Origin of the sequence: Bifidobacterium sp. SKU (assembly GCF_026016405.1) — a bacterium.
In the GTDB taxonomy this organism is placed as follows: Bacteria; Actinomycetota; Actinomycetes; order Actinomycetales; family Bifidobacteriaceae; genus Bifidobacterium; species Bifidobacterium bifidum.
Genome location: NZ_CP092890.1, coordinates 202,039 through 223,744, shown reverse-complemented (window position 1 = coordinate 223,744; position 21,706 = coordinate 202,039). Strand labels below are relative to the sequence as shown.

12 protein-coding genes and 1 pseudogene are annotated in these 21,706 nt (G+C 62.9%); 5 read left to right on the top strand and 8 right to left on the bottom strand.

Going from position 1 to position 21,706, the window contains the following annotated elements:
* The first annotated feature begins 105 nt into the window (after positions 1-105).
* Positions 106-585 carry a 23S rRNA (pseudouridine(1915)-N(3))-methyltransferase RlmH gene (gene rlmH / locus MMB49_RS01055; protein ID WP_003811533.1) on the top strand — a complete coding sequence of 160 codons (480 nt, stop codon included), beginning with the start codon at positions 106-108 and terminating at the stop codon, positions 583-585.
* 16 nt (positions 586-601) lie between these two features.
* On the opposite strand, the gene MMB49_RS01050 is transcribed toward rlmH, so the two are convergent.
* Entirely contained in the window at positions 602-4,021 is a 3,420-nt protein-coding gene (locus tag MMB49_RS01050) for an FtsX family ABC transporter permease (RefSeq protein ID WP_047271380.1), read from the bottom strand.
* A gap of 8 nt (positions 4,022-4,029) precedes the next feature.
* A complete protein-coding gene (locus tag MMB49_RS01045) occupies positions 4,030-4,731 on the bottom strand; it encodes an ABC transporter ATP-binding protein (RefSeq protein WP_047271975.1) in 702 nt (233 codons plus the stop codon).
* A gap of 137 nt (positions 4,732-4,868) precedes the next feature.
* Between MMB49_RS01045 and MMB49_RS01040 the strand changes: the two genes are divergently transcribed.
* The 4 genes from MMB49_RS01040 to MMB49_RS01025 all read left to right on the top strand — a co-directional run bounded on the left by MMB49_RS01040 (position 4,869) and on the right by MMB49_RS01025 (position 13,209).
* A complete protein-coding gene (locus MMB49_RS01040; protein WP_003818483.1) occupies positions 4,869-5,438 on the top strand; it encodes a TetR/AcrR family transcriptional regulator in 570 nt (189 codons plus the stop codon).
* A gap of 740 nt (positions 5,439-6,178) precedes the next feature.
* Complete coding sequence (locus MMB49_RS01035) at positions 6,179-7,675, top strand: amino acid permease (protein ID WP_047271378.1); 1,497 nt, start codon at positions 6,179-6,181, stop codon at positions 7,673-7,675.
* Positions 7,676-7,971: 296 nt separating this feature from the next.
* Positions 7,972-11,847: a glycoside hydrolase family 2 TIM barrel-domain containing protein gene (locus MMB49_RS01030; protein WP_047271375.1), complete on the top strand. Its 3,876-nt coding sequence runs from the start codon at positions 7,972-7,974 to the stop codon at positions 11,845-11,847.
* A 372-nt stretch (positions 11,848-12,219) separates the two neighbouring features.
* On the top strand, positions 12,220-13,209 hold the full coding sequence (locus MMB49_RS01025) for a DUF559 domain-containing protein (RefSeq protein WP_047271372.1): 990 nt from the start codon (positions 12,220-12,222) through the stop codon (positions 13,207-13,209).
* Positions 13,210-13,645: 436 nt separating this feature from the next.
* On the opposite strand, the gene ilvC (MMB49_RS01020) is transcribed toward MMB49_RS01025, so the two are convergent.
* The 6 genes and pseudogenes from ilvC (MMB49_RS01020) to MMB49_RS00995 all read right to left on the bottom strand — a co-directional run bounded on the left by ilvC (MMB49_RS01020) (position 13,646) and on the right by MMB49_RS00995 (position 21,672).
* Positions 13,646-14,698, bottom strand: a complete 1,053-nt coding sequence (gene ilvC, locus MMB49_RS01020) for a ketol-acid reductoisomerase (protein WP_047271370.1) — start codon at positions 14,696-14,698, stop codon at positions 13,646-13,648.
* A 418-nt stretch (positions 14,699-15,116) separates the two neighbouring features.
* Entirely contained in the window at positions 15,117-16,169 is a 1,053-nt protein-coding gene (ilvC, locus tag MMB49_RS01015) for a ketol-acid reductoisomerase (RefSeq protein ID WP_003811512.1), read from the bottom strand.
* A 245-nt stretch (positions 16,170-16,414) separates the two neighbouring features.
* Positions 16,415-17,785 (bottom strand): MFS transporter, encoded by a 1,371-nt coding sequence (locus MMB49_RS01010; RefSeq protein ID WP_047271369.1) that lies wholly within the window; start codon positions 17,783-17,785, stop codon positions 16,415-16,417.
* 590 nt (positions 17,786-18,375) lie between these two features.
* Positions 18,376-20,061, bottom strand: coding sequence for an MFS transporter (locus tag MMB49_RS01005; RefSeq protein WP_047271368.1), 1,686 nt, complete (start codon positions 20,059-20,061; stop codon positions 18,376-18,378).
* A gap of 149 nt (positions 20,062-20,210) precedes the next feature.
* Positions 20,211-20,561, bottom strand: a pseudogene (locus tag MMB49_RS01000) (alpha-amylase family glycosyl hydrolase); the annotation flags it as partial.
* A gap of 64 nt (positions 20,562-20,625) precedes the next feature.
* Positions 20,626-21,672, bottom strand: coding sequence for a LacI family DNA-binding transcriptional regulator (locus MMB49_RS00995; protein ID WP_047271364.1), 1,047 nt, complete (start codon positions 21,670-21,672; stop codon positions 20,626-20,628).
* Positions 21,673-21,706 lie beyond the last annotated feature (34 nt).

The following is a 21,706-nucleotide window of genomic DNA, read 5'->3' as shown; positions in this document are numbered from 1 at the left end:
CCCCACCGAGGGACTCTGAGAGTCGCGGTATCGTCGTGCCGTGACTCTCGGAGCAGTACGACGGCGTATCTTCCGTAATCCTCCGGGCAGATAGAAAGCAGGATAATGCGTATTAGCGTCATTTGCGTCGGCAGGGTCAAAGAGCAGTATCTGCGCGACGCCATCGCCGAATACAGCAAACGGCTCGGCCGCTACTGCAAGCTCGACATCATCGAGGTTGCCGACGAGAAGACCCCCGAACATGCCAGCGAAGGCGTGGAACGGCAGATTCGTGCCAAGGAAGGCGGGCGCATCGCCAAGCACATCCGTCCCGACGCCTATGTGATCGCGCTGGCGATCGACGGCACGATGCTCTCCTCCGAAGGGCTCGCCGCGCACATCAACCAGCTCGGATTGCACGGCGAAAGCCACATACAGCTCATCATCGGCGGCTCGATCGGCCTGGACGACGCGATCCTGCGCCGCGCCGACTACAGGCTCAGCTTCTCGAAGATGACGTTCCCGCATCAGCTGATGCGCGTGATCCTACTGGAGCAGCTGTACCGCGCCTACAAAATCAACGCCGGCGAGCCATACCACAAGTAGGGCGGTGGCGGGCGGCTCACTCCACGGACTTGAGCGAGCTGACCGGATCGATGCGGTCGAGCACCGGATTGGTGAGCAGCTGCACGAGCAGCGCGAACGCCATCGTCGCCGCGGCGGCGATCACATAGCTGTACCAGTGCACGCTCACCTCGAAATACAACGCGGGCATGTTGAGCGCCGCCGTAAGCAGCCCGCCGACCGCGCGCCCGAGCGGCAGACCGACGACGATGCCCATGCCGGCCAGTATCAGCATCTCCTTGTTGACATACCGGTGCACCTCGCGGTCGTAGAAGCCCAGTACCTTCAGCGTGGCCATTTCCCGCACGCGCTCAGACACGTTCGTGTTCGCCAGCGTGAACAGCACGACGAGCGCCAGCCCGCCCGCGAGCGCGATGATGAGCGCCACGACGGCGCTCATCAGGTCGAACGAGAAGCTGCGCTCGAGATCGTCGGTGCTGGTGGCGCTCACGACCGACGGATCGCGTGCGAGCCGATCCGCGTACGCGATGTTCTGGTCGGCGGTTCCGTCCAGTGTGGCGATCACGGCGTTGCGCGTCACCGCCGTCGACACGCCGAATGTTTTCTTGTACAGACTTTCGCTGACATACACGTTCGAGCCGATGAGGTTTCGCGTCACCGCGGAGACCTTCACTTCGCCGTGACGCATACTGCCGTCGCGTAGCGTGACGGTGTCGCCGGCCTTGACGCCGAGCGAGTTCGCCGCGGATTGCGCGACGATTATGCCATCGCCCCCAAGCTGCAGCTTGCCGTGCCCGCCGCTCGCGGACCGCAGCGTAATCATGTCTCCGAGCGCCCCTGCTGAATCATCCGGCACGATCATGAGCTGAATCGTCTCGCCTGCGTCGCCCGCGTCCATCTCGCCGCTGTCGAGCCGCAGATCGAGCGAACGTTCCACGCGCCCGTCCTTGTCGAGCCGAGCGCGCATCGCATCGACGCTGTCGTCGCCGCTGACGACGAGCAGGTCGTAATGGTAGATGTCCTCGTACTGCTTGGGTCCGAGCGTGGCGACGGTGTCGTTGATGGCGAAGCCGCACACAATCAGCGCCGTGCAGCCCGCCACCCCGCCGACGGTCATCAACAGGCGGCTTTTGAAGCGGAATATGTTGCGCGCGGTGACCTTGTTGAGGAAGCTGAGCCGCCGCCACAGCGGGCGGATGCGTTCGAGCAAGATGCGTGCGCCGGCCTTCGGCGCTTTCGGCTGCATGAGTTGAGCCGGGCTTTGCCGCAGAGCCCCGGCGCAGGCGACGACCGTTGCGACGACCACGCCGACGACGAACAGCGCGATGCCTGCCGACCCGTACAGCCAATCGTATTCGAGCTGTATGCCGGGCACCGTGTACAGTCCCTCGATCACCAGCAGCAGGAACGACGGAATGCCGAGGAAGCCGACCATCAGTCCCAGTCCGCCGCCGATTAGGCAGGCGAGCGCGGCGAACAGCACGTATCGCATCGCGATGGCCGCGTTCCCGTAACCGAGCCCGGTGTAGGTGCCAATCAGACCGCGTTCCTCCTCGACCATGCGGGTCATCGCGGTCAGGCTCATCAGCACCGCAACAATCAGGAATACGACCGGGAAGGCGTAGCCGATTGATTCGATTGAGCTGATGTCGGATTTGAGCGAGCTGAAGCCGCCGATTGACGAGCGCGTCTGCACGTACCAGCGGGCTGCGGCGATGTCGTCGACGCGTTGCTGCTGCTTGGCGAACTGACTGTCGGCATCCTTGCGCTTGGCGTCAAGCTGGTCTTGCGCGTCCTTGAGCTGCCGTTCGCCGGTGTCCATCTGCTCTTCGCCGGCGGCTATCTGCTTGAGTCCGTCGCGGATCTGCTGGCGACCGCCGCGCAGCTGCTCGGTTTGCCGCTGCAAGGTGGCCGATTGCGCTTCGAGTTGGGCTATGGTGGCGTTGACCTGGCTCAGCTGGGATTGCAGTTGCGTGAGCTGTGCCGCGGATTCATCGGCTTTGGACCGTGCCTGTGTGGCGAGGTCGCGCGCGGCTTTCGCTGCCTTGCGCAATGGTTCGAGTACCGTCTCGGGCAGACCTTGCGCGCCGGCGACTGCCTGGTCTGCCGCGTCCGCGGCCTGCTCTGCGGCCCGCGCGCCCTGCGCGGCCAGGTCGTTCATCGTCTGCGCGGTGGCGATGCCCTGCTGCAGCTGCGATTGGCCCTGGCGGGCTTGGAGCAGTCCCACGTTGACCTGGTCTTTGCCGTCCTGCAGCTGCTCCGATTGGTCTTCGAGCTGTGTGAGCTGGTCTTCGAGGCTCTGCTTGGTGGTTTTCGCCTGCTCGCGCCGGGTTTTCAGCTCCTCCGTCTGCTCGGCGATCTGCATCTGCGCGTCGTCGAGCTGCCGGTAGGCGTCGGTCTTCGCCTGGTCGAGCTTCTTCTGCGCGGCGTCCACGAGAGTCTGCCGGCGTTCGTTCTGCTGCTTGGTCTGCACCGTGGCTTCGATGCGGTCGGCGACATCGCGGACCAGCGTGTCATAGTCGTCGCTGAACGCGTCCTCGTCGGTCGAGCCGCTCACGGTCAGGCTGATAGCGGTGTAGATGTCTCCTGTCACGCCGTCGCTCGGCGCGAAGAACGTGTAGTCGGACGCGAGCGAGTTGCGGAATGCCGTGGCGCCGCTGTATCCGTCCGGATTGCTCAGGTCCTTGGGGTCTATCACCGTGCCGGTGATGGTCAGTTCGGTCGGGAAGCTCGGCGCCGATTGCGATGCATCGGCTTGCTCGTCCGCCGGTTCCATGCCGTTCGCGCCGCTGTCGGCGGAGTCCGTATCCGAAACGGTCGATGTCGCAGTGCCGGTGTCAACCGGGGTGACGGTCAGCGAGTCGCCGACTGCCATGCCACTGTCGGCGAGGAACTTTTTGGTGACCGCGACCTCGCCAGCCTTGCTCGGAATGCGGCCGTCCTGTAGGTACGGCTGGTCGAGGCCATTCACGCCGATCTCGTTGATGGTGACGGTTTTGTCGGTGCCCTTGACGTCGGCTTCGACGCTCTGGCTGCGTTCCGGCTGCACGACATCGACTCCGCGGACCTGCTTCAAGGCCGCAACGTCATCATCGGTCAGGCCGTAAGTCGACAGCACTTGGATATCGTGCAACCGTTGCGCGTCGTAGAACCGGTTCGCGGCGCGGAACGTGTCACGACAACCGGCGTAGATGCCGGTCATCACCGCCACCCCAAGCAGCGAAATCACGGCGATGGACAGAAACCGTTTCCACCCGTGCAGCCACGAGCGCATCGTATCCTTGACGAACGCCCCCGACAGCGAGCGCCCACGAGACGGCCTGCCGCCCGTATCGGTGTCGGCCGCCAAGTCGTAGATTCCGGGAATCATCTCGGTGGGCACATCGGACGCGGGCGACCACCCGGCAGAATCACCGTCCACCTTCCGACCTTTGTTCCTATGCGCATGCCGTCCCATCACAGCACCTACCATTCGATGTCGGCGATCGGTGTCGGCGCGGGATTCACATCCTCGCCCACCACCTTGCCGGAGCGGAAGCGGACGACCTTGTGCGCCATCGGAGCGAGCGCGGAGTTGTGGGTGATGATGAGCACCGTCATGTTCTCGTCACGGCAGATGTCCTGCAGCAGTTGCAGGACCTCCTTGCCGGTCTCATAGTCGAGCGCGCCGGTCGGCTCGTCGCACAGCAGCAGCTTCGGCTTCTTGGCGATTGCGCGCGCAATGGACACGCGCTGCTGTTCGCCGCCGGACAGTTGCGCCGGGAAATTGCCCAGCCGGTCGCCCAGGCCGACCTTGTGCAGGGTGTCGGCCGGGTCGAAATGGTCGGGGCAGATCTGCGACGCGAGTTCGACGTTCTCCAATGCGGTCAGATTCGGCACGAGATTGTAGAACTGGAAGACGAATCCGATGTCCATCCGCCGGTAGGCTATGAGGTCGCGTTTGCGCAGTCCGGTGATGTCGCGGCCGCCGACGACCACGCGCCCGGAGGTGGCGGTGTCCATGCCGCCAAGGATGTTCAGCGCCGTGGTCTTGCCCGCGCCCGACTGCCCGAGGATCACCGTCAGTTCGCCTCGGTCGGCGGTGAAACTGGCCTCGTCCAGTGCGCGGATCGTGGTGCGCCCGGACGGGTATTCCTTGACCACGCGGTCGAACTCGATATACGCCATCATGCACCTCCCCGCACACGCAACAGATGTTATACTCAAGTAAAACAACACTATGTCGGTTTCGCAACCAACAGTCGGATTGCCGAATGTCGGGCAGGAATCCGCCGGCGCGAGGCCATACGAGGCAAGGACCAGCCATGGCCAAGGAACTGACCGAAAGCCGCCGCACCCGTTACACGCGGAGGGCGATGCAGGACGCGCTCATCGACCTGATGCGCGAACGGCCGCTCGGCAGCATCACCATCAAGGCGCTGTGCGAGCAGGCGGACGTCAACCGCTCCACGTTCTACGCGCACTACGACAGCATCGAGGAGCTGCTACACGACATCGAGGACGAAACGATGGCATGGGTCACGACCGCGCTCGACCAGCTGCTCATGCAGCCTGACGCGGCCGGCGTCGAGCACGTCATCGAGCACATCTGCCGCTATATCGCCGACAACCGCAACCATCTGCAGGTGCTGATGAGCCCTACCGCCGACCTGGATTTCCAGCAACAGCTGCTCGGCCTGATCTACAGCCGCCGTTCCGTCGCCGAACAGATGCAGCCCGCCTCCAGCGACCCGGCCGAAGCGCAGATGCGCATGCGGTTCGCCGTATCCGGCAGCATCGGACTGCTGCAGTACTGGCTCGCTACAGACCTCGCCGCCCCACCAGAAACCGTCGCCCACATCATCTTCACCATGGGCATGCCCGGCGCCCGGTGAGACAGACGATTCCGGCCTCGGCCCACCCGGAATCATACGGCCAGAGTGCTGCAGCGGCACTAGACGAATCGGAGATGCTGGTCACAAGGAATCGACGGGGCATGACATATTCTTCACACCGGCACAGATCCTTTGCATAATCGCGATTTAGTAAATCACGATTATGCAAACGTGATGCTAGGCGCTCAATCGCAGACATGTTGCGGCAAAATTGGGCTATCTGCATCTCAAGGGGTTGATGGCGCTCTTCCGGAACATCTATCTGCGTTTCGAGGGGTTGGTAGCCGAGTATAAACGCCCTCAAGACCGCATGATTCCAATGGCAATTGGTGCTCAATACTCCGGGTATCATGTTTTGGCAACCCCCTGAAACTCAGATAGATGTTCGGCGAACACGAAATCACCCCCTTGAAACGCAGATAGCCACGAAAAGTCGACGCCGCGACGATGAGGAAGGCTCAGACCGTGACCGTGGTGCCCACCGCGGCATGACGCACCCCGATGAGCCGATGCGGGAGACAAAACGGCGCACGGTGACGTCGACTCGTCAGCGGATGGCATAGAATGGCGGTCGTGCCGATATCGGCCTGCGTTGCGGCGGGTGCGGCGATCACGGCATCACGGCCCGGTCCCACCGGCGATGACGGCAATGTCGAAGACGGGCGCGAGCGGGTCAACGACGGGCAGACGGCCAATGCCGCGAGCAGTCGCCGGCGTGCGGCAACGATGGAGAGGAACCGATGAGCAAGAACACCATGCACGACGGCACGGCGACGGCCTCCCGCCCCGGCACCGGCAACACGCCGGCACCAGCGGCGTTGCGCAAATCGTTGAAGAACCGGCATGTCCAGCTGATCGCGCTGGGAGGGGCGATCGGCACCGGACTCTTCTATGGCTCCAGCGAGTCGATCGCGTTGGCAGGCCCGTCAATCCTGCTTGCCTATCTTGTGGGCGGGTTGGCTATCTTCATGATCGTGCGGGCGCTGGGCGAGATGTCGGTCGAAGACCCGAGGGCCGGTGCGTTCAGCTACTACGCGACCCGCTACTGGTCGAAGCGCACCGGCTTCGTGAGCGGCTGGAACTACTGGTTCAATTACATTCTGGTGTCGATGGTGGAGCTGAGCGTGGTCGGCTCGTTCGTCAACTACTGGTTTCCCGCGATTCCGCAATGGGTGTCGGCCGCGGTGTTTCTCGTCGTGATTGCGGCGATGAACCTGCTGGGGGTGAGCAAGTTCGGCGAGTTCGAATTCTGGTTCGCGATCATCAAGATCGTCGCGGTGATAGCGATGATCGTCGGCGGGCTCGCGGTACTGATTGCCGGACTGCCAACGGATTCCGGCGTCAAGGCGGGCTTCTCGAACTGGTTCGCGCTCGATGGCGGCGTACTCCCCCACGGCCTGCTGCAGCAAAGTGCCGACGGCCAATGGACCGGACTGTTGATGGCGTTGGTCGTGGTGATGTTCAGTTTCGGCGGCACCGAGCTCATCGGCATCACGGCCGGCGAGACCGAAGATCCGCGCAGAACCATTCCCCGCGCGACGAATGGCATCATCTGGCGCATCCTGGTGTTTTACATCGGCGCACTCGGCGTGATCATGGCCGTGGTGCCGTGGAACACGATCGACGGCACGACCAGCCCGTTCGTGCAGATCTTCGACTCGGTGGGCGTGCACGCGGCCGCCGGCATCCTCAACTTCGTGTGTCTGACCGCGGTGATGAGCGTGTACAACTCCGGCCTGTACGCCAACTCCCGCATGTTGTACTCGCTGGCCAGGCAGGGCAACGCGCCCGAAATCCTCGGCAAGCTCAACTTCCACGGCGTACCGGTTGTCGGGGTGCTCGCTTCCGCGGCCATCACCGCGCTGGCCGTGGTGGTCGTGTTCCTGTGGCCCGATTTCGCGTTCAATTATCTGATGTCGATCGCCACGATTGCTGGCGTTATCAACTGGTCGATGATCATGGTCACCGAGATTCATTTCCGTCGCCGTGTGGCGGCCGGAGACGGGCCCGGCGAGCTGGCCGGGCTCACCGGAGACGAGGCTCTGGGACGCATCCATTTCAAGCTGCCGTTCGCCCGCGTGATGCCGTATGTAGTGCTTGCATTCCTAGCATTCGTCGTGGTGCTCATGTGCTTCTCGTCCAGCTATCGCGTCGCCGTCATCGCCGGTGTGGTGTGGCTTGCGATTCTGCTGACCGCATACCAGGTCACGCAGACGCGCAAGACCGTCCGCCCTTAGTCGCGCACATCCCGCGGATGGAGCCATGGCCGCCGCACGCGCGAACAGAGCCGGAACGGCTCACGAGCGCACAGAGCCAGCCCACCATAATCCGACACGCCGAACACAAGTCACAACGAAGTCCCCGCAAACCTTGCGAGCCGCCATTTTCCTTGGTTTAGCGCGAGACCACCTTTCCAGGACCCGCGAATATCGCCGGAAGCCAGGCAAAGGCCTTACTTCTCGACCATGCTGACGCCGATAATGGTGTGCAGTGTCATCGCACTGGCACATGCACAACCAAGGAGGGCTCCATCATGTTCATTCCCCGGTACTACGAGAGTCTCGGCCATCTACATGTCGGCACGCAGCCGAACCGCGCGTATTACGTGCCCGCGTCCACGTCGATGGACACGGTCGGCGAGAATCGCGTGAATTCCGACCGTTTCATGCTGCTGAACGGCGACTGGGATTTCAAGTATTATGCGAGCATCTACGACTTGGACGCCGAGGTCTCCCGACTGCGCGCCGCCGGCCGCCCGGTGTTCTATGACGTGGATTTCGGCGGGGATGACGCACCGGAGAACGCCGATCCGCGCACTGCCGCCACGGGTGCGTTGGCGGCGGACGGCTTCACGACGACGCCGGTGCCGAGCGTGTGGCAGAACCATGGTTTCGACCGCCACCAGTACACGAATTTCGACTATCCGTTCCCGTTCGACCCGCCGTTCGTGCCGCAGGACAACCCGTGCGGCGTGTACCTGTGCGATTTCATGCATACGTCCGATCCTGACGCGCCCTGCACGTACCTGAATTTCGAGGGCGTGGATTCGGCGTTCTATGTGTGGGTGAACGGCGAGTTCGTCGGGTATTCGCAGGTGTCGCATTCGACCAGCGAGTTCGATGTGACCGACGTGCTGGAGGACGGCGTGAACACGCTGGCCGTGCTGGTGCTGAAGTGGTGCGACGGCAGCTATCAGGAGGATCAGGACAAGTTCCGCATGAGCGGCATCTTCCGTGACGTGTATCTGCTGGACCGTCCCGAGTATGCGATTCGTGACATGTTCGTGCATACGTCGATTTGGCGCAATGTCGATTCCGCGCTGGTTGAGGCCGGCATCAGCGATGACGAATATGATGCGTCGCCGGTCGATCACGCGACGGTCGACGTGGATTTCGCGTTCTTCGACGATGCGGATGTGCCGGTCAAGGTGCAGCTGTTCGATGAGGATGGCGAGCTGGTGGCAGAGACGGCCTCGGAGCCGATCGATGATCCGATGGCCGGGGACGAGGACGAAGTGACGGTCCGGACACAGCCCGACGCGAGCGAAGCCGACGACGCGGCCGGCACTGGCAGCGACGACACCGCCGCGGACGACGAAGAAGAAGGCGTCATCGAGTCGATCGACGACGTGGCCGCCATCGACGATGACTCCACGGACGCACAGGCCGCACTGCGCATCGCGTCGGTGACCGGCACGCTCGCCGGCGGCGCGAACGGCACCGGATTCACCGGAGACAGCGCGTTCGCCCCGACCGCGCACGCATCCCTGGCGGTCGACGACCCGCATCTGTGGACCGCCGAGACGCCGTACCTGTACACCATCGTGTACACCACCGCGAACGAGGTCATCACCGCGCTCGTCGGCATCCGCGAGGTCAGCGTGGATGGCAATGTGGTCAAGGTCAACGGCAAGCCGATCAAGCTCCACGGCGTCAACCGGCACGACAGCGACCCGGTGACCGGCCCGGTCATCAGCGAGGAGCAGCTCATGCGCGACCTCACGCTGATGAAGGAGCACAACGTCAACGCGATCCGCACCAGCCATTACCCGAACGCGCCGCACTTCTACGACCTGTACGACCGTCTCGGCTTCTACGTGGTGGCCGAGGCTGACAACGAGAGCCACGGCGCGATGCGCGGCGTGCATCCGGACGAGAGCGACGCGGCTGTCAACAAGCGCTGGAACCGGCCTATCGCCGACAACCCCGCGTGGATCGCGCCGACCGTTGACCGCGCGCAGCGCAGCGTGGAGCGCGACAAGAACCATGCGAGCATCATCTTCTGGTCGATGGGCAACGAGTGTGCGTACGGCTGTACGTTCGAGGCGGCGCTGCTGTGGACGCAGACCTTCGACCCGAGCCGCCTGACGCACTATGAGAGCGCCCGGTATGTGGATGAGGGACAGGAGTGCGATTACAGCTATCTTGACGTACACAGCCGCATGTACCCGTCCGTCGAGGAGATCGACCAGTACTTCTCCGAGGAGGGGCCGCGCACGCCGGACGGGCTGCGCGACGGCAGCAACGGCGATGACGGCGACAACGGCGTCAAGCCGTACGTGTTGTGCGAATTCTGCCATGCGATGGGCAACGGCCCGGGCGATCTGGAGGATTATTTCACGCGCATCCAGCGTTATGACGGCCTGGTCGGCGGCTTCATCTGGGAGTGGTGCGACCATGCGATCGACCGTGGCACGAACGCGGCCGGCGAGCGCGAGTACGCGTACGGCGGCGATTCGGGCGAGTACCCGCATTTCGGCAATTTCTGCATGGACGGCTTGGTGTACCCGGACCGCGCGCCGCATACCGGGCTGCTGGAGTTCAAGAACGTGTATCGGCCGGTGCGCGTGACCGGTTTCGACGCGGCCGCGGGCACGGTGACGCTGCACAATTACCTGGACTTCCTGGATGCCGCCGACGCGGTGTTCATGACGTTCGAGCTGCTGGTGGATGGCGTGGAGACCGCATGGGCTGCGTGGGAGAGCGACCCTGCGGCGGGCGCGGCGTTCCGGGAGGAGCATCCCGGCAATTACACGCCGTCGATGCCATCGATCGCGCCGCATGGTGACGCGGTCGTCGACGTACCGGCTGAGATCCTTGATGCCATACCCGAGGCCGGGAACGTGACGATGCTGGTGAAGTACTATCAGGCGACGGACACCGAGACACTGCCGATCGGCTTCGAGCTCGGCTTCGACGAGGTCGCCGTGCCGACCGCGGATCCGCGCAATCAGACGGTCGTCGCCGCGCTGGCCGATATCGCCGATGGCATCGGCTCGGATGACGATGTCGACGACGTTGCCGATGACGGCACCGATAGCGTAGAAGGCGCCGACGATGGGGCGAACGATGCCGCGGATGCCGGCTACGACGACGTGCTGGCAGACCCGCTGACCGTCATGCAGACCGATGCCTCGATCACCGTGGAAGGCTCGACGTTCCGGTATGTGCTCGACCGCCGTACCGGCCTGTTCTCGTCGATGTCGTTCGCGAACCGGTCGCTGCTTAACAGGCCGATGGAGCTGAACGTGTGGCGCGCTCCCACCGACAACGACCAGTACATCAAGGCCGATTGGATTCGCGCCCAGTATGACCGCGCTCAGGCGCGCGCGTACGAGGTCGGTGTACTGGTCGATGAGGATGACGTCATCGCCAAGCCCGAGTCGATTGAACTGCGTGCGGACGATGAGGATGCGCCGGTCGCCTCGTTTGGAGACGATGCGATCCTCGACGACGGCAACGTCGACGCCGGCGACGTGAGCGCCATAGCGACGTCCGAGGACGGCTCGGTGGTGGTCGACGGCCAGGTGACGATCCATGCGACGATGGCGCTGGTGGCGCCGATTGTGCAGCGCATCGCCGACATCGACGCCGGCTGGACCATCGCGCCCGACGGTTCGGTGGCGCTGCGCATGCATGTGATGCGCGACACCGATTTCCCGTTCCTGCCGCGTTTCGGCCTGCGCCTGTTCGTGCCGAAGCCGATGCGGCAGATCGCATATTGCGGTCTCGGCCCGAACGAAAGCTACATCGACAAGCGCCGGTCCAGCTATCATGGCGTGTTCTCCGGCACTCCCGAATCGCTGTTCGAGCCGTATATCAAGCCGCAGGAGAACGGCAACCATCACGACTGCGATTGGGCGAGCGTCGCCAGCGATGACGCCGAGCTGCTGGTGCTCCGTGCCGGTGACCACGCCTTCGACTTCCAGGCGCTGCCTTACACCCAGGAGGAGCTGACCGCCAAGGCCCACAACAGCGAGCTGAAACCGGCGGATTCGACGGTGGTATGCGTGGATTACATGCAGTCCGGCGTCGGGTCCAACAGCTGCGGTCCCAAGCTGCACGAGAAATACCGCCTCGACGACGCGGAGTTCGATTTCGATCTCGTCCTGCGCCCGCAGGCGCTCTGAGGCGTTGGGTACGGGTATCGGATCAGTCACATGATCCGATACCCGTACCCGTGCACGGCGGAAGCCCGCAATACCGTCACTGTGTGCGGGTTGCGTCACCGTGTGCGCCCTCTCTCAGTGGCGCAACTCGCAGAACCGTTGAAAAATAAGGGATTTACATGAGCGTCACTGTGTGCGAGGGCGCACAGAGTGACGCACCCCGCACACAGTGACGCGTTCCTCCATCCTCAGAGCAGCACCACACGCAGCATCTCCACCAGTTACATATCCACATTCGCTACATCACTGTGGATAACCGATAAGTTATACACTTATCCACAGATTTGAGGCGGCCGGTGGCGCACTGCAGATTATCATGCTTACATTCAATCCATGAATACGAATCAGCACACCCCTGTCAGCTCCAGCGCAACAGTCGCGAACAACTATCTTGCGCGCTCACTGCGCCAGCTGCAATCCACGACGTTCCTGCATTGCATGGAACACTCACGAAAAACCATCAACACCTCGCCACCGGTCTATACCGGTATGACCGCATTACGTCTGGCAGGCATAGAGACACCGCTATGTTCAAGATTTGAAGCCGTGAAGTTCCAAGTACTGTACGTTGGGGAGCCAACCAAGAGATCCGGACGGAAAGATACGTCCTACCTGAAATGCCCGCCATCGTTGACGGGCATCGCCCACCTCACATGGACTCACGACAACATCACCATCGTCTACACGCACCCGCTGATGACATGGGCACTGCTGGCGCCGTATCTCACGCAAATCGAGGTAATCGTTCTGGCGGATGCCATACTGCGCGCGTCATCAGGCTCCATGACGGTCGCCAATATCTCGCGGTTCCTTGATGGAGCAGACGCGTTCCCGGGCAGAAGGAAATGCATTGATGCCCTCGTTTTCCTCGATGCCGTGACTGACTCCACCATGGAATGCCGCTGCACTCTCGTGATGTTGCGACATGGATTGCCGCAGCCGGTCAAACACTGGAAGATACTCATTCCGGAGTTGGCTCACGAGGCGACAGTCGATATCGCATACCCCAAACAACGGGTCATCATCGAATACGATGGAGACGCGCATCGCCGCGACAAACGACAATACCGATGGGATGAACGCAAGAGGCAGGCTTTGCGGGCGATGGGATATACAGTCATCGTCGTCTTTGCCGATGATATATTGACCTCGCAGGGGCGGCGACGATTCGCGCAAAGGGTGGCGAAAGCCCTTGACACCACCTGCCGGAATAGACCACACCCGAAATTCCGGGCACTGCTGGCAGATGATCGTGCTGAGACGGCCCGTCAGCGGCAACGTAGGTACCGCGCCAGAGAACGCCGCAAAGGGCGCCGCGTATGAGTCGGGCATCGCGGAAGACGACAGCGAACGAGCCTCGGCGCTGATGCCACCAGCGTCGGATCCTGCAACTCGCACGTGATCATACGAAACATGCGAATCGTGCGACACAACCATGGTTATCGACCGTCACTGTGTGCGGATTGCGTCACTGTGCGCGACCTCTCTCAGTGACGCAATCTGCAGAACCGTTGAAAAATAAAGGGTTTACACAGGCGTCACTGTGTGCGAGGGCGCACACAGTGACGCAATTTGGTGTGATAGCAACCCTTGATACTATTAATGTGTTCGTAAGCACATTGCTTACGAACACATTAATAGGACCAGATAAACGAAAGGTCGGCGTCTTCGGCGATGAACGACGAAGACAACGACCTGAGTCATGCGGTAAGGCCTGGCTTTACAGCTCTACGGCCTTACGGCCTCACAGCTTCAGAAATCACTGCACCTGGGCGCGGGCGATCTTGCCGGTGAAGGAGTTGGCCTCGTCGGCGTCCTTCACGGCGTCCTTGTTCCAGGAGAACATGGCGCGCAGCTTCGGGCCGACGGTCTCGATGCGCACGTTGGAGTACTCCTCCTGCAGCGCCTTGAACTTCGGAGCGCCGGCGTCCTGGTCGTCGATGAACTCCTTGGCGAAGGAGCCGTCCTGGATGCGCTTGAGGTGGTACTGCATGCGCTCGCGGACGTGCTCGTCGATGCAGGTGTTGGTGTAGTCGCCGTACTGGGCGGTGTCGGAGCAGGACCAACGGGCCTTGTTCAGACCGCCTTCGTTCATGAGGTCGACGAGCATCTTCAGCTCGTGGCAGACCTCGAAGTAGGCGATCTCCGGCTGGTAACCGGCGTCGGTGAGGACTTCGAAGCCCATCTCGACGAGCTTGTTCACGCCACCCATCAGCACATTCTGCTCGCCGAACAGATCGGTCTCGGTCTCCTCGGTGAAGGTGGTCTTGATGGCGCCTGCACGCAGAGCGCCCAGAGCCTTGGCATAAGCCAGGGTGATGTCCCAAGCGTCGCCACGTGGATCCTGCTCCACGGCCACGACGACCGGGACGCCACGGCCGGCGGCGTACTCACGACGCACGATGTGGCCCGGGCCCTTCGGAGCGACCATGAACACCGGGTGATCCTCGGAAGGCTTGATGTAGCCGTAGTGGATGTTGAAGCCGTGGGCGAAGGCGACGGCCGCGCCCGGCTTGATGTTGGGCTCGATGTCGTTGGCCCAGATCGTGCGCTGGTACTGGTCGGGGGCCAGGATCATGATTACGTCGGCCTCGGCGGCGGCTTCCGGCACGGACTTGACTTCAAGGCCCTGCTCCTTGGCGAAGGCGACCGACTTGGAGGTCGGGCGCAGGCCGACGACCACGTCAACACCCGAATCGCGCAGGTTCAGCGCATGCGCGTGGCCCTGCGAGCCGTAACCGATGATCGCGACCTTCTTGCCTTCGAGCACGGAGAGGTCACCGTCGTTGTCATACCAGATTTGTGCAGCCATGTTTGGCACTCCTTTACTTGCGTACCGGCACTCTTGCCGGCACACGGTGTCGTTTGTGGTTGCGCATTATGCAGGAGCCTGCATTCCGCGCGTTTGGGGTCGGGCATGGGCCCGGTCGATCCAAGCGTTAAGGATTTTGTCCTTAGAACTGAGGACTATCCTACCGGTAACGCCGCCACAGCCCCCTCACCGTCCACAACGTGAACCATCTCACTATTGGAGTATGAACAGTTCAGGCGGGGAGCGGGTGACGCGGCGCAGGACGCGGCAATGTCGGCTTCGTTACCGGCCGCATCACCGGCAACGCAGAAGGCCGCCGCTCCCGAAGGAACGGGAACGGCGGCCTTGTTATGCACCGCTCTCAGTCAGTCTGCGACCGACTGGCGGCTCCCGCCAGCGGGAGCCGGAGCGGAGGCGATCACTGAACCTGGGTACGAGCGATCTTGCCGTTGAAGGACTCGGCTTCGTCCTGGTCCTTGGCCGGGCCGTTGTTCCAGGAGAACATGGCGCGCAGCTTCGGGCCGACGGTCTCAAGGTGCGGGTGGGAGAACTTCTCCTGCAGTTCCTTGAACTTCGGGGCGCCGGCAGCCTGGTCATCCATGAACTCCTTGGCGAAGGAGCCGTCCTGGATGCGCTTGAGCTGGTACTGCATGCGCTTCTTGGTCTCGTCGGTGATGACGGTGGAGGTGTAGTCGCCGTACTGGGCGGTGTCGGAGCAGGACCAACGGGCCTTGTTCAGACCACCCTCGTTGGCCAGGTCGACCAGCATCTTCAGCTCGTGGAACACCTCGAAGTAGGCAATCTCCGGCTGGTAGCCGGCCTCGGTCAGCACGTCGAAGCCGAGGTCGCACAGGTGGTTGATGCCGCCCATGAGGACGTCCTGCTCGCCGAACAGATCGGTCTCGGTCTCCTCGGTGAAGGTCGTCTTGATGGCGCCGGCGCGCAGGGCGCCCAGAGCCTTGGCGTAAGCCAGGCACAGCGGCCAGGTCTTGCCGTCCGGGTCCTGCTCGACGGCCACGACGACCGGGACGCCACGGCCGGCGGCGTACTCACGACGCACGATGTGGCCCGGGCCCTTCGGAGCGACCATGAACACCGGGTGATCCTCGGAAGGCTTGATGTAGCCGTAGTGGATGTTGAAGCCGTGAGCGAAGGCCAGGGCAGCGCCCGGCTTCAGGTTCGGCTCGACGTCCTTCTTGTACACGGCGGCCTGGTACTGATCGGGCAGCAGGATCATGACCACGTCGGCCTCGGCGACGGCCTCGCCGACCGGCTTGACCTCAAGGCCCTGCTCCTTGGCGAACTCGACGGACTTGGAGGTCGGGCGCAGGCCGACGACCACGTCAACGCCGGAGTCGCGCAGGTTCAGCGCATGCGCGTGGCCCTGGGAGCCGTAACCGAGGATGGCGACCTTCTTGCCATCGAACACGGACAGATCGGCGTCCTTCTCATACCAGATAGTTGCTGCCATAATAGGCACTCCTTTAATTGGATGTCTTGCCGCCGAACGCGCTCGCTTTCGACGGCCCTCTTGGTTGCAGACGGCTTCCACGCGGGATTGTGTCCCGCGCCAAAGTCATCCCCTCCTGTGGCTCAGTTCTAGTACCACTGGAGGCGACGTGGTTGCCCACGTCCAAATATTGAATGATTGTTTTTGTGTATTGTTGTTATTTTTTGGGAGTTCAAGCGCGGCCGGGCGGTACCCGACCATCGCCGTCACTTCGTAAAGTCGACGTCCTTGGTCTCCTTGCAGGTCGCCAACGCAATCAGGCAGCAGACGGCCATCACGGCAAGATACAGACCCACCGAATGCACGCCGAAGTTCTTCGACAGCCACGTAGCGATGGTCGGCACGAAAGCAGCGCCGACGATGGCGGCGAGGTTGTAGCCGATGCCGGAGCCGGAGTAACGCACGTTCGCGTCGAACAGCTCGGGCAGGAAGGCGCCGATCGGGCCGAAGGCGATGCCCATCAGGGCGAAGCCGAGGCACAGGAACACCATGGTGGCCGCGAAGTTCTTCTGACCGACCAGGCCGCTGTCCAGCAGGAACGGGAACAGCACGGCGAACACGACCAGCGCGCAGGACGAGAACATCAGCACGCGACGACGGCCGATCCGGTCGGCATACAGGCAGGAAAGCACGATGAACAGCGCGAACACGCAGATGGAGATCATCAGCATGAGCAGGTACTCCTGGTTGGTGAAGCCGAGGTCGCCGCCGCCTTCACGCTTGATCTTGGTGCCCCATGCGAGCGACCAGGTGGCGAGCGTGTAGAACAGCGTGTAGGTCACGGCCACGAGGAACGTCGCCTGCAGCACCTGCTTCCAGGACTTGCGGAACACCTCGGTCAGCGGGGACTTGACGACTTTCTTCTGCTCCTGGGCCATGCGGAAGATCGGGGTCTCCTCCATGTGGACTCGCACGACGAGGCCGATGATCACCAGCACGGCGGACAGCAGGAACGGCACACGCCAACCCCAGGCGCACATCGCATCGGTGTCATTGAACGACTCCAGCACGAAGTAGGTGCCGTTCGACAGGAAGAAGCCGATCGGGGCGCCGAGCTCCGGGAAGGAGCCGTACAGCGCACGCTTGTCTTCGGGCGCGTTCTCGGTGGCGACCAGCGCAGCACCGGACCATTCGCCGCCAAGGCCGATGCCTTGGATGAAACGCAGCAGACACAGTACCGCGACCGCGCCGACACCGACCTGACTGTAGGTCGGCAGGCAGCCGATGAGGAACGTGCTGACGCCCATAGTCATCAGCGAGACGACCAGCGTGGTCTTGCGGCCCATGCGGTCACCGAAGTGGCCGAAGATCAGGGATCCCAGCGGACGAGCGATGAACGCGATGGCGAAGGTCAGCAGGCTCATCAGCAGCGCGACGGTGGGGTTGTCCTTCGCGGAGAAGAAGATGTGCGGGAAGTAGTTCGCTGCGGCGGTGCCGTAGGCGTAGAAGTCGTAGAATTCGATGGCGGTTCCGACCATCGAGGCGGTGATCACGGTCTTGACCGAGTCACGGACCATCGCCTTTGCTTTTCCACCCACCGAAGTGGTGCCGTCAGCTGTCAGTGTGACTGCTGTCATTGTTAGCTCCTGTTACTGCACGCGGACGAGCCCGCGATTTTTTACTCTGTTCTCTCTCGTTTGCCGCTTTGCTGATCCGGTGACCTTGTGGGACGCATCAAAAAAAGCCCCGCGACTCGTGCAGGGCTATACGATTGGTTGCTCGCTGAGCCCTGCCTTCGTTGGCGGGGTTCCAAGCAGTGATGCCGAATCAGTCCGCCAGCGAAGACGGAATAATAATTCGTGCAGACAGCAGAACAACGTTAACAGTGGTTGCGTTAGCGGCGTTATCAGCAGCATATCCAGTCATCGCGGCGAACCTCCTTTCGGTATCGAACGTGTCTTTCGAGCTCTTTCGCGCTCGACTGTCTGACAACATAGGCGCGGGATTCCACGACAGCCATCAAAGGTTCACTATGTGGACGGCCGCGGCATAACAACATCGGCGGCGTCGGCACAACCTGTCTGCGTTCCGCCTGCATTACAGACAGACACATCGACGCCCCATCCCGCGAAAGTCCCATTTCAGCAGCAACGGATGGGACTAATCGCGGATAGGATGATGCCTCAATCCCAAACGAAGCGCGACAGCGGCCAATCCGGCCGGATTGCTAGCGCTTCATCGAAATCGTGACGACCGCGGACGCGAGCACACAGACGATGGCCGCCGGGAACAGCACCGAGAAACCGCCGGCGACGGCCACACCGACCGCGCCGATTATCGCGGCGAGCGCCAGACCGACGGAATTAGACAGGTTGAAGAACGCCAAATCATGGCCGGCCGAACGCGCATCCGGCAACGCGCCCATCGCAAGCAACTGGCCGAACGTATCGATCAGGCCGAACGCGAACCCTCCGATCAGGGCGAACAGCACCATGCTGACGGCGCTCGGCATGGTCATGGGCAAAGCCAACGCCACCGTGTACAGCACGCAGGACATGACCGACAGATACCGCGGATCCTCAATGTACTCACCCACCGGACCGGCGATGAACGCGGCACCCACGGAGCCGACGAGCGTCGCCAAGGCCATCGAGGCGATCAACGAGCACACCGGTACCGCGATCGGAGAGGAGTTGCCTTGCGTGAACCAATCCCGGAAGATCAGCGCCGATGCGATGAACCACAGGAACATGGTCGTCAGTCCGACACCAGCCGACACCAAGGAGCGCGAAGCGAACGCCTTCCAGAATTCGACGGCGTGCCGCGGCGCGCGGAACCGCTCCATCAGCATGTGCGCACTCATCGCCGTATGCGGCTGCTCCTCGCTCGACGGTTCCTTCGGCCACACCAGCACCGGCACGATGCCGGCCAGCAGGAACACCGCGGCGGCCGTGGCGAACGGCGTATACAGCCCGCCGAACACGACGCAGGCGACGCCGATCCACACGCCCAGCGCCTGGCCGACCATCTGGCCGATGCCACGCGCGCGCACGATGCGCGGACGGAACTTGTCGGGCACTCGCTCGCTGAACGCGGCCGCCATCGGCACGGTCAGCATCACATAACCGACCTGCACCAGACCCCACAGCAACGCGATGCCCACCACGTTCGAGCACAGTCCCAGCGCCAGCGTCATCACCGCGGAGACGACGCCTCCCGCGATGATCCACGGCGTGCGCCGGCCAGCGGCCACGCGCGTGCGATCGGACAGCGCGGAGACGACGGCCTCGGCAATCAGCGACACGACGACGCCCATGACAACAACCACGGCCAGATCAATGGCCCATGCCGACGCCACCCCGCCGTCGCCGACCATGCCAATGCGACTGACCAGGCTCTCGGAGAGTTTCTGGCCGCCACCGGAGAACGCCGCGCGGGAGGCAACCGCGCCGGAGACCCGCTGCCAGCTGACTTTCGCTATGACCGCAGGCAGCGCGAGCAGGTTCAATGCGGCCCATGGCACGATCGCCATGGTCGCGCCCACCGCGAAGCCCCACGACAGGCGGGTCACCTGACCGGGGTTCGGGCGCTGGCCGTCGGCGCTGACCACCGGGTCGCGCATGTCCACGTACGCCGAGCCCATGTCCGGGACCGCCGTGTCGACGGAGGCCGCGGCCGCCGCGGGAGATCCCTCCGAAGTCATCTGCGCGACCTGGGTCTCGGCTTGCGTCACGGACGCCTCGACCTTGCGCCGCGGCTGATGCACGGCCAAGCGGGCGACCGCGGACTTGTCTTCGGGGCTGAGCACCTTGTCGTAATCAGGCCGATCATCGATGCCGGGGCGAATGTACACGCTGCCCGGCAACGGCTTCGGAGCGGGGAATTCGTTCGGTTGCTGCTGATCATCGGTCATGATATCGGTTTACTTCTCTTCCCTTGTGCGCTCTCGTTACGGGTATACAACTATCGTAACGTTCGCATATTACACGACGACGCGGCACGGCCGATATGCCGGCCGCGTCGCGTGAGACTTTTGGGAGCGCGGGACTTGCGAGATTCGCCGCGCGGGCGGTAGATGCCGGCGAGGTCTTCTTCGGTGGCGCCGTTCGGGAATACGGAGCTCATGGTCAGGAACATCGGGTAGTACTCGGATTTCTCGCCGTTCTTCAGCACGTCCTGGAACTGCGCGGATTCCCAGCTCATGTGGTTGACAATCGCGTCGACGATGATGTCGTGGGACTTGCTGAGTTCGGCCACGTCATCCCAGGAGCCCAGGCGCGGGTCCACCTTGGTGTGGTCGATCGGATCAAAGCCGGCGTCGGCGCCGTCGAACGGCGTGAAGAACGGCAGGACGTGGACACCGTCGTACACCCCGGCGAAGCGGGTGCGCAGCACATCGGTGAGCGAGGCGATGGTGCCGTCGCCGAAGCGGTTGGCGTAGGTACCGCCTCCGGACTCGCTGGCGGAGGCGCGGCAATCAGCGCCGAGTGGTGTCGGCCTCGCGCAGGGAAACAGGGATTACGTCACCGGCGGAATCGACCGGGCGCCCCTCGATGGCATCCGTCATGCGGGCGACGGCCGTGCCGGCAAGCGCATCGAAGTCCTGGCATACGGCGGTCAGACGCAACCCTGCCATGTCGGTCAGATACGTGCCATCATAGGCGACGACCTGCACGTCCTGCGGCACACGCATGCCGCGGCGAAACACCTCCTGCACGCAGCAGGCGGCACCGATATCGGAACTGACTACGGCATCCACGTCGGTAAAACGGTCGAACAGTTCGCGCATGGCCGTCGCACAACCCTGAAAATCCGCCACTTCCCCGGCCTCGATGTACTCGCACCGAATGCCTGCACGCTGCAGTTCACGCTCCAGCGTCAGGTAATAGCGCACGGTCGGGGACGTGGTGTTCCCGGGCGATTCCGTCTGCCCCGCCTCGCCAGTCGGCGTCTGCGCCAGATCATGGAACTGCCTGCACGGGCCGCCTACCATCGCCACATGCCGGGAACCATTATGAATCAACAGGTCGGCGATCAGTCGCCCGCCCTGCTCGTGATCGGAGCCGACCGATGGGATGCCCTCGCCGAGATAACAGTCGAACCCCACGATGGGCCGACCGATCGAAGTCCAGTAATCCGGAGCGTGCTCGGTGTGCGCCGCCATCACGATGCCATCCATCATATGCCGGCGGAGCATGTCGACGTACTCGGCCTCGCCAGTACCCGAATCGGCCGTCGAGCACAGCATGGTACGCAGCCCCCGCTCCGACAGCTCTCGCTGCAGACCGGCCGCCAACGTGGCGAAGAACGGATGGCGGATGGTAGGCACGATGACGCCGACGGTGTTGGTGCGGTCATGGTACAGGTTGCGGGCGAGCTCGTTCGGCACATAATTGAGCGCACGCATGGCTTCGGCGACGCGCTCGCGCATGTCATCGGACACGCACCCGGCACCATTCACCACCAGCGACACCGTACTCAACGACACCCCGGCCTTTTTGGCCACATCACGCATCCCGACCATGCCCCCACTCCATCGTTTGCCGTCACAATATGAC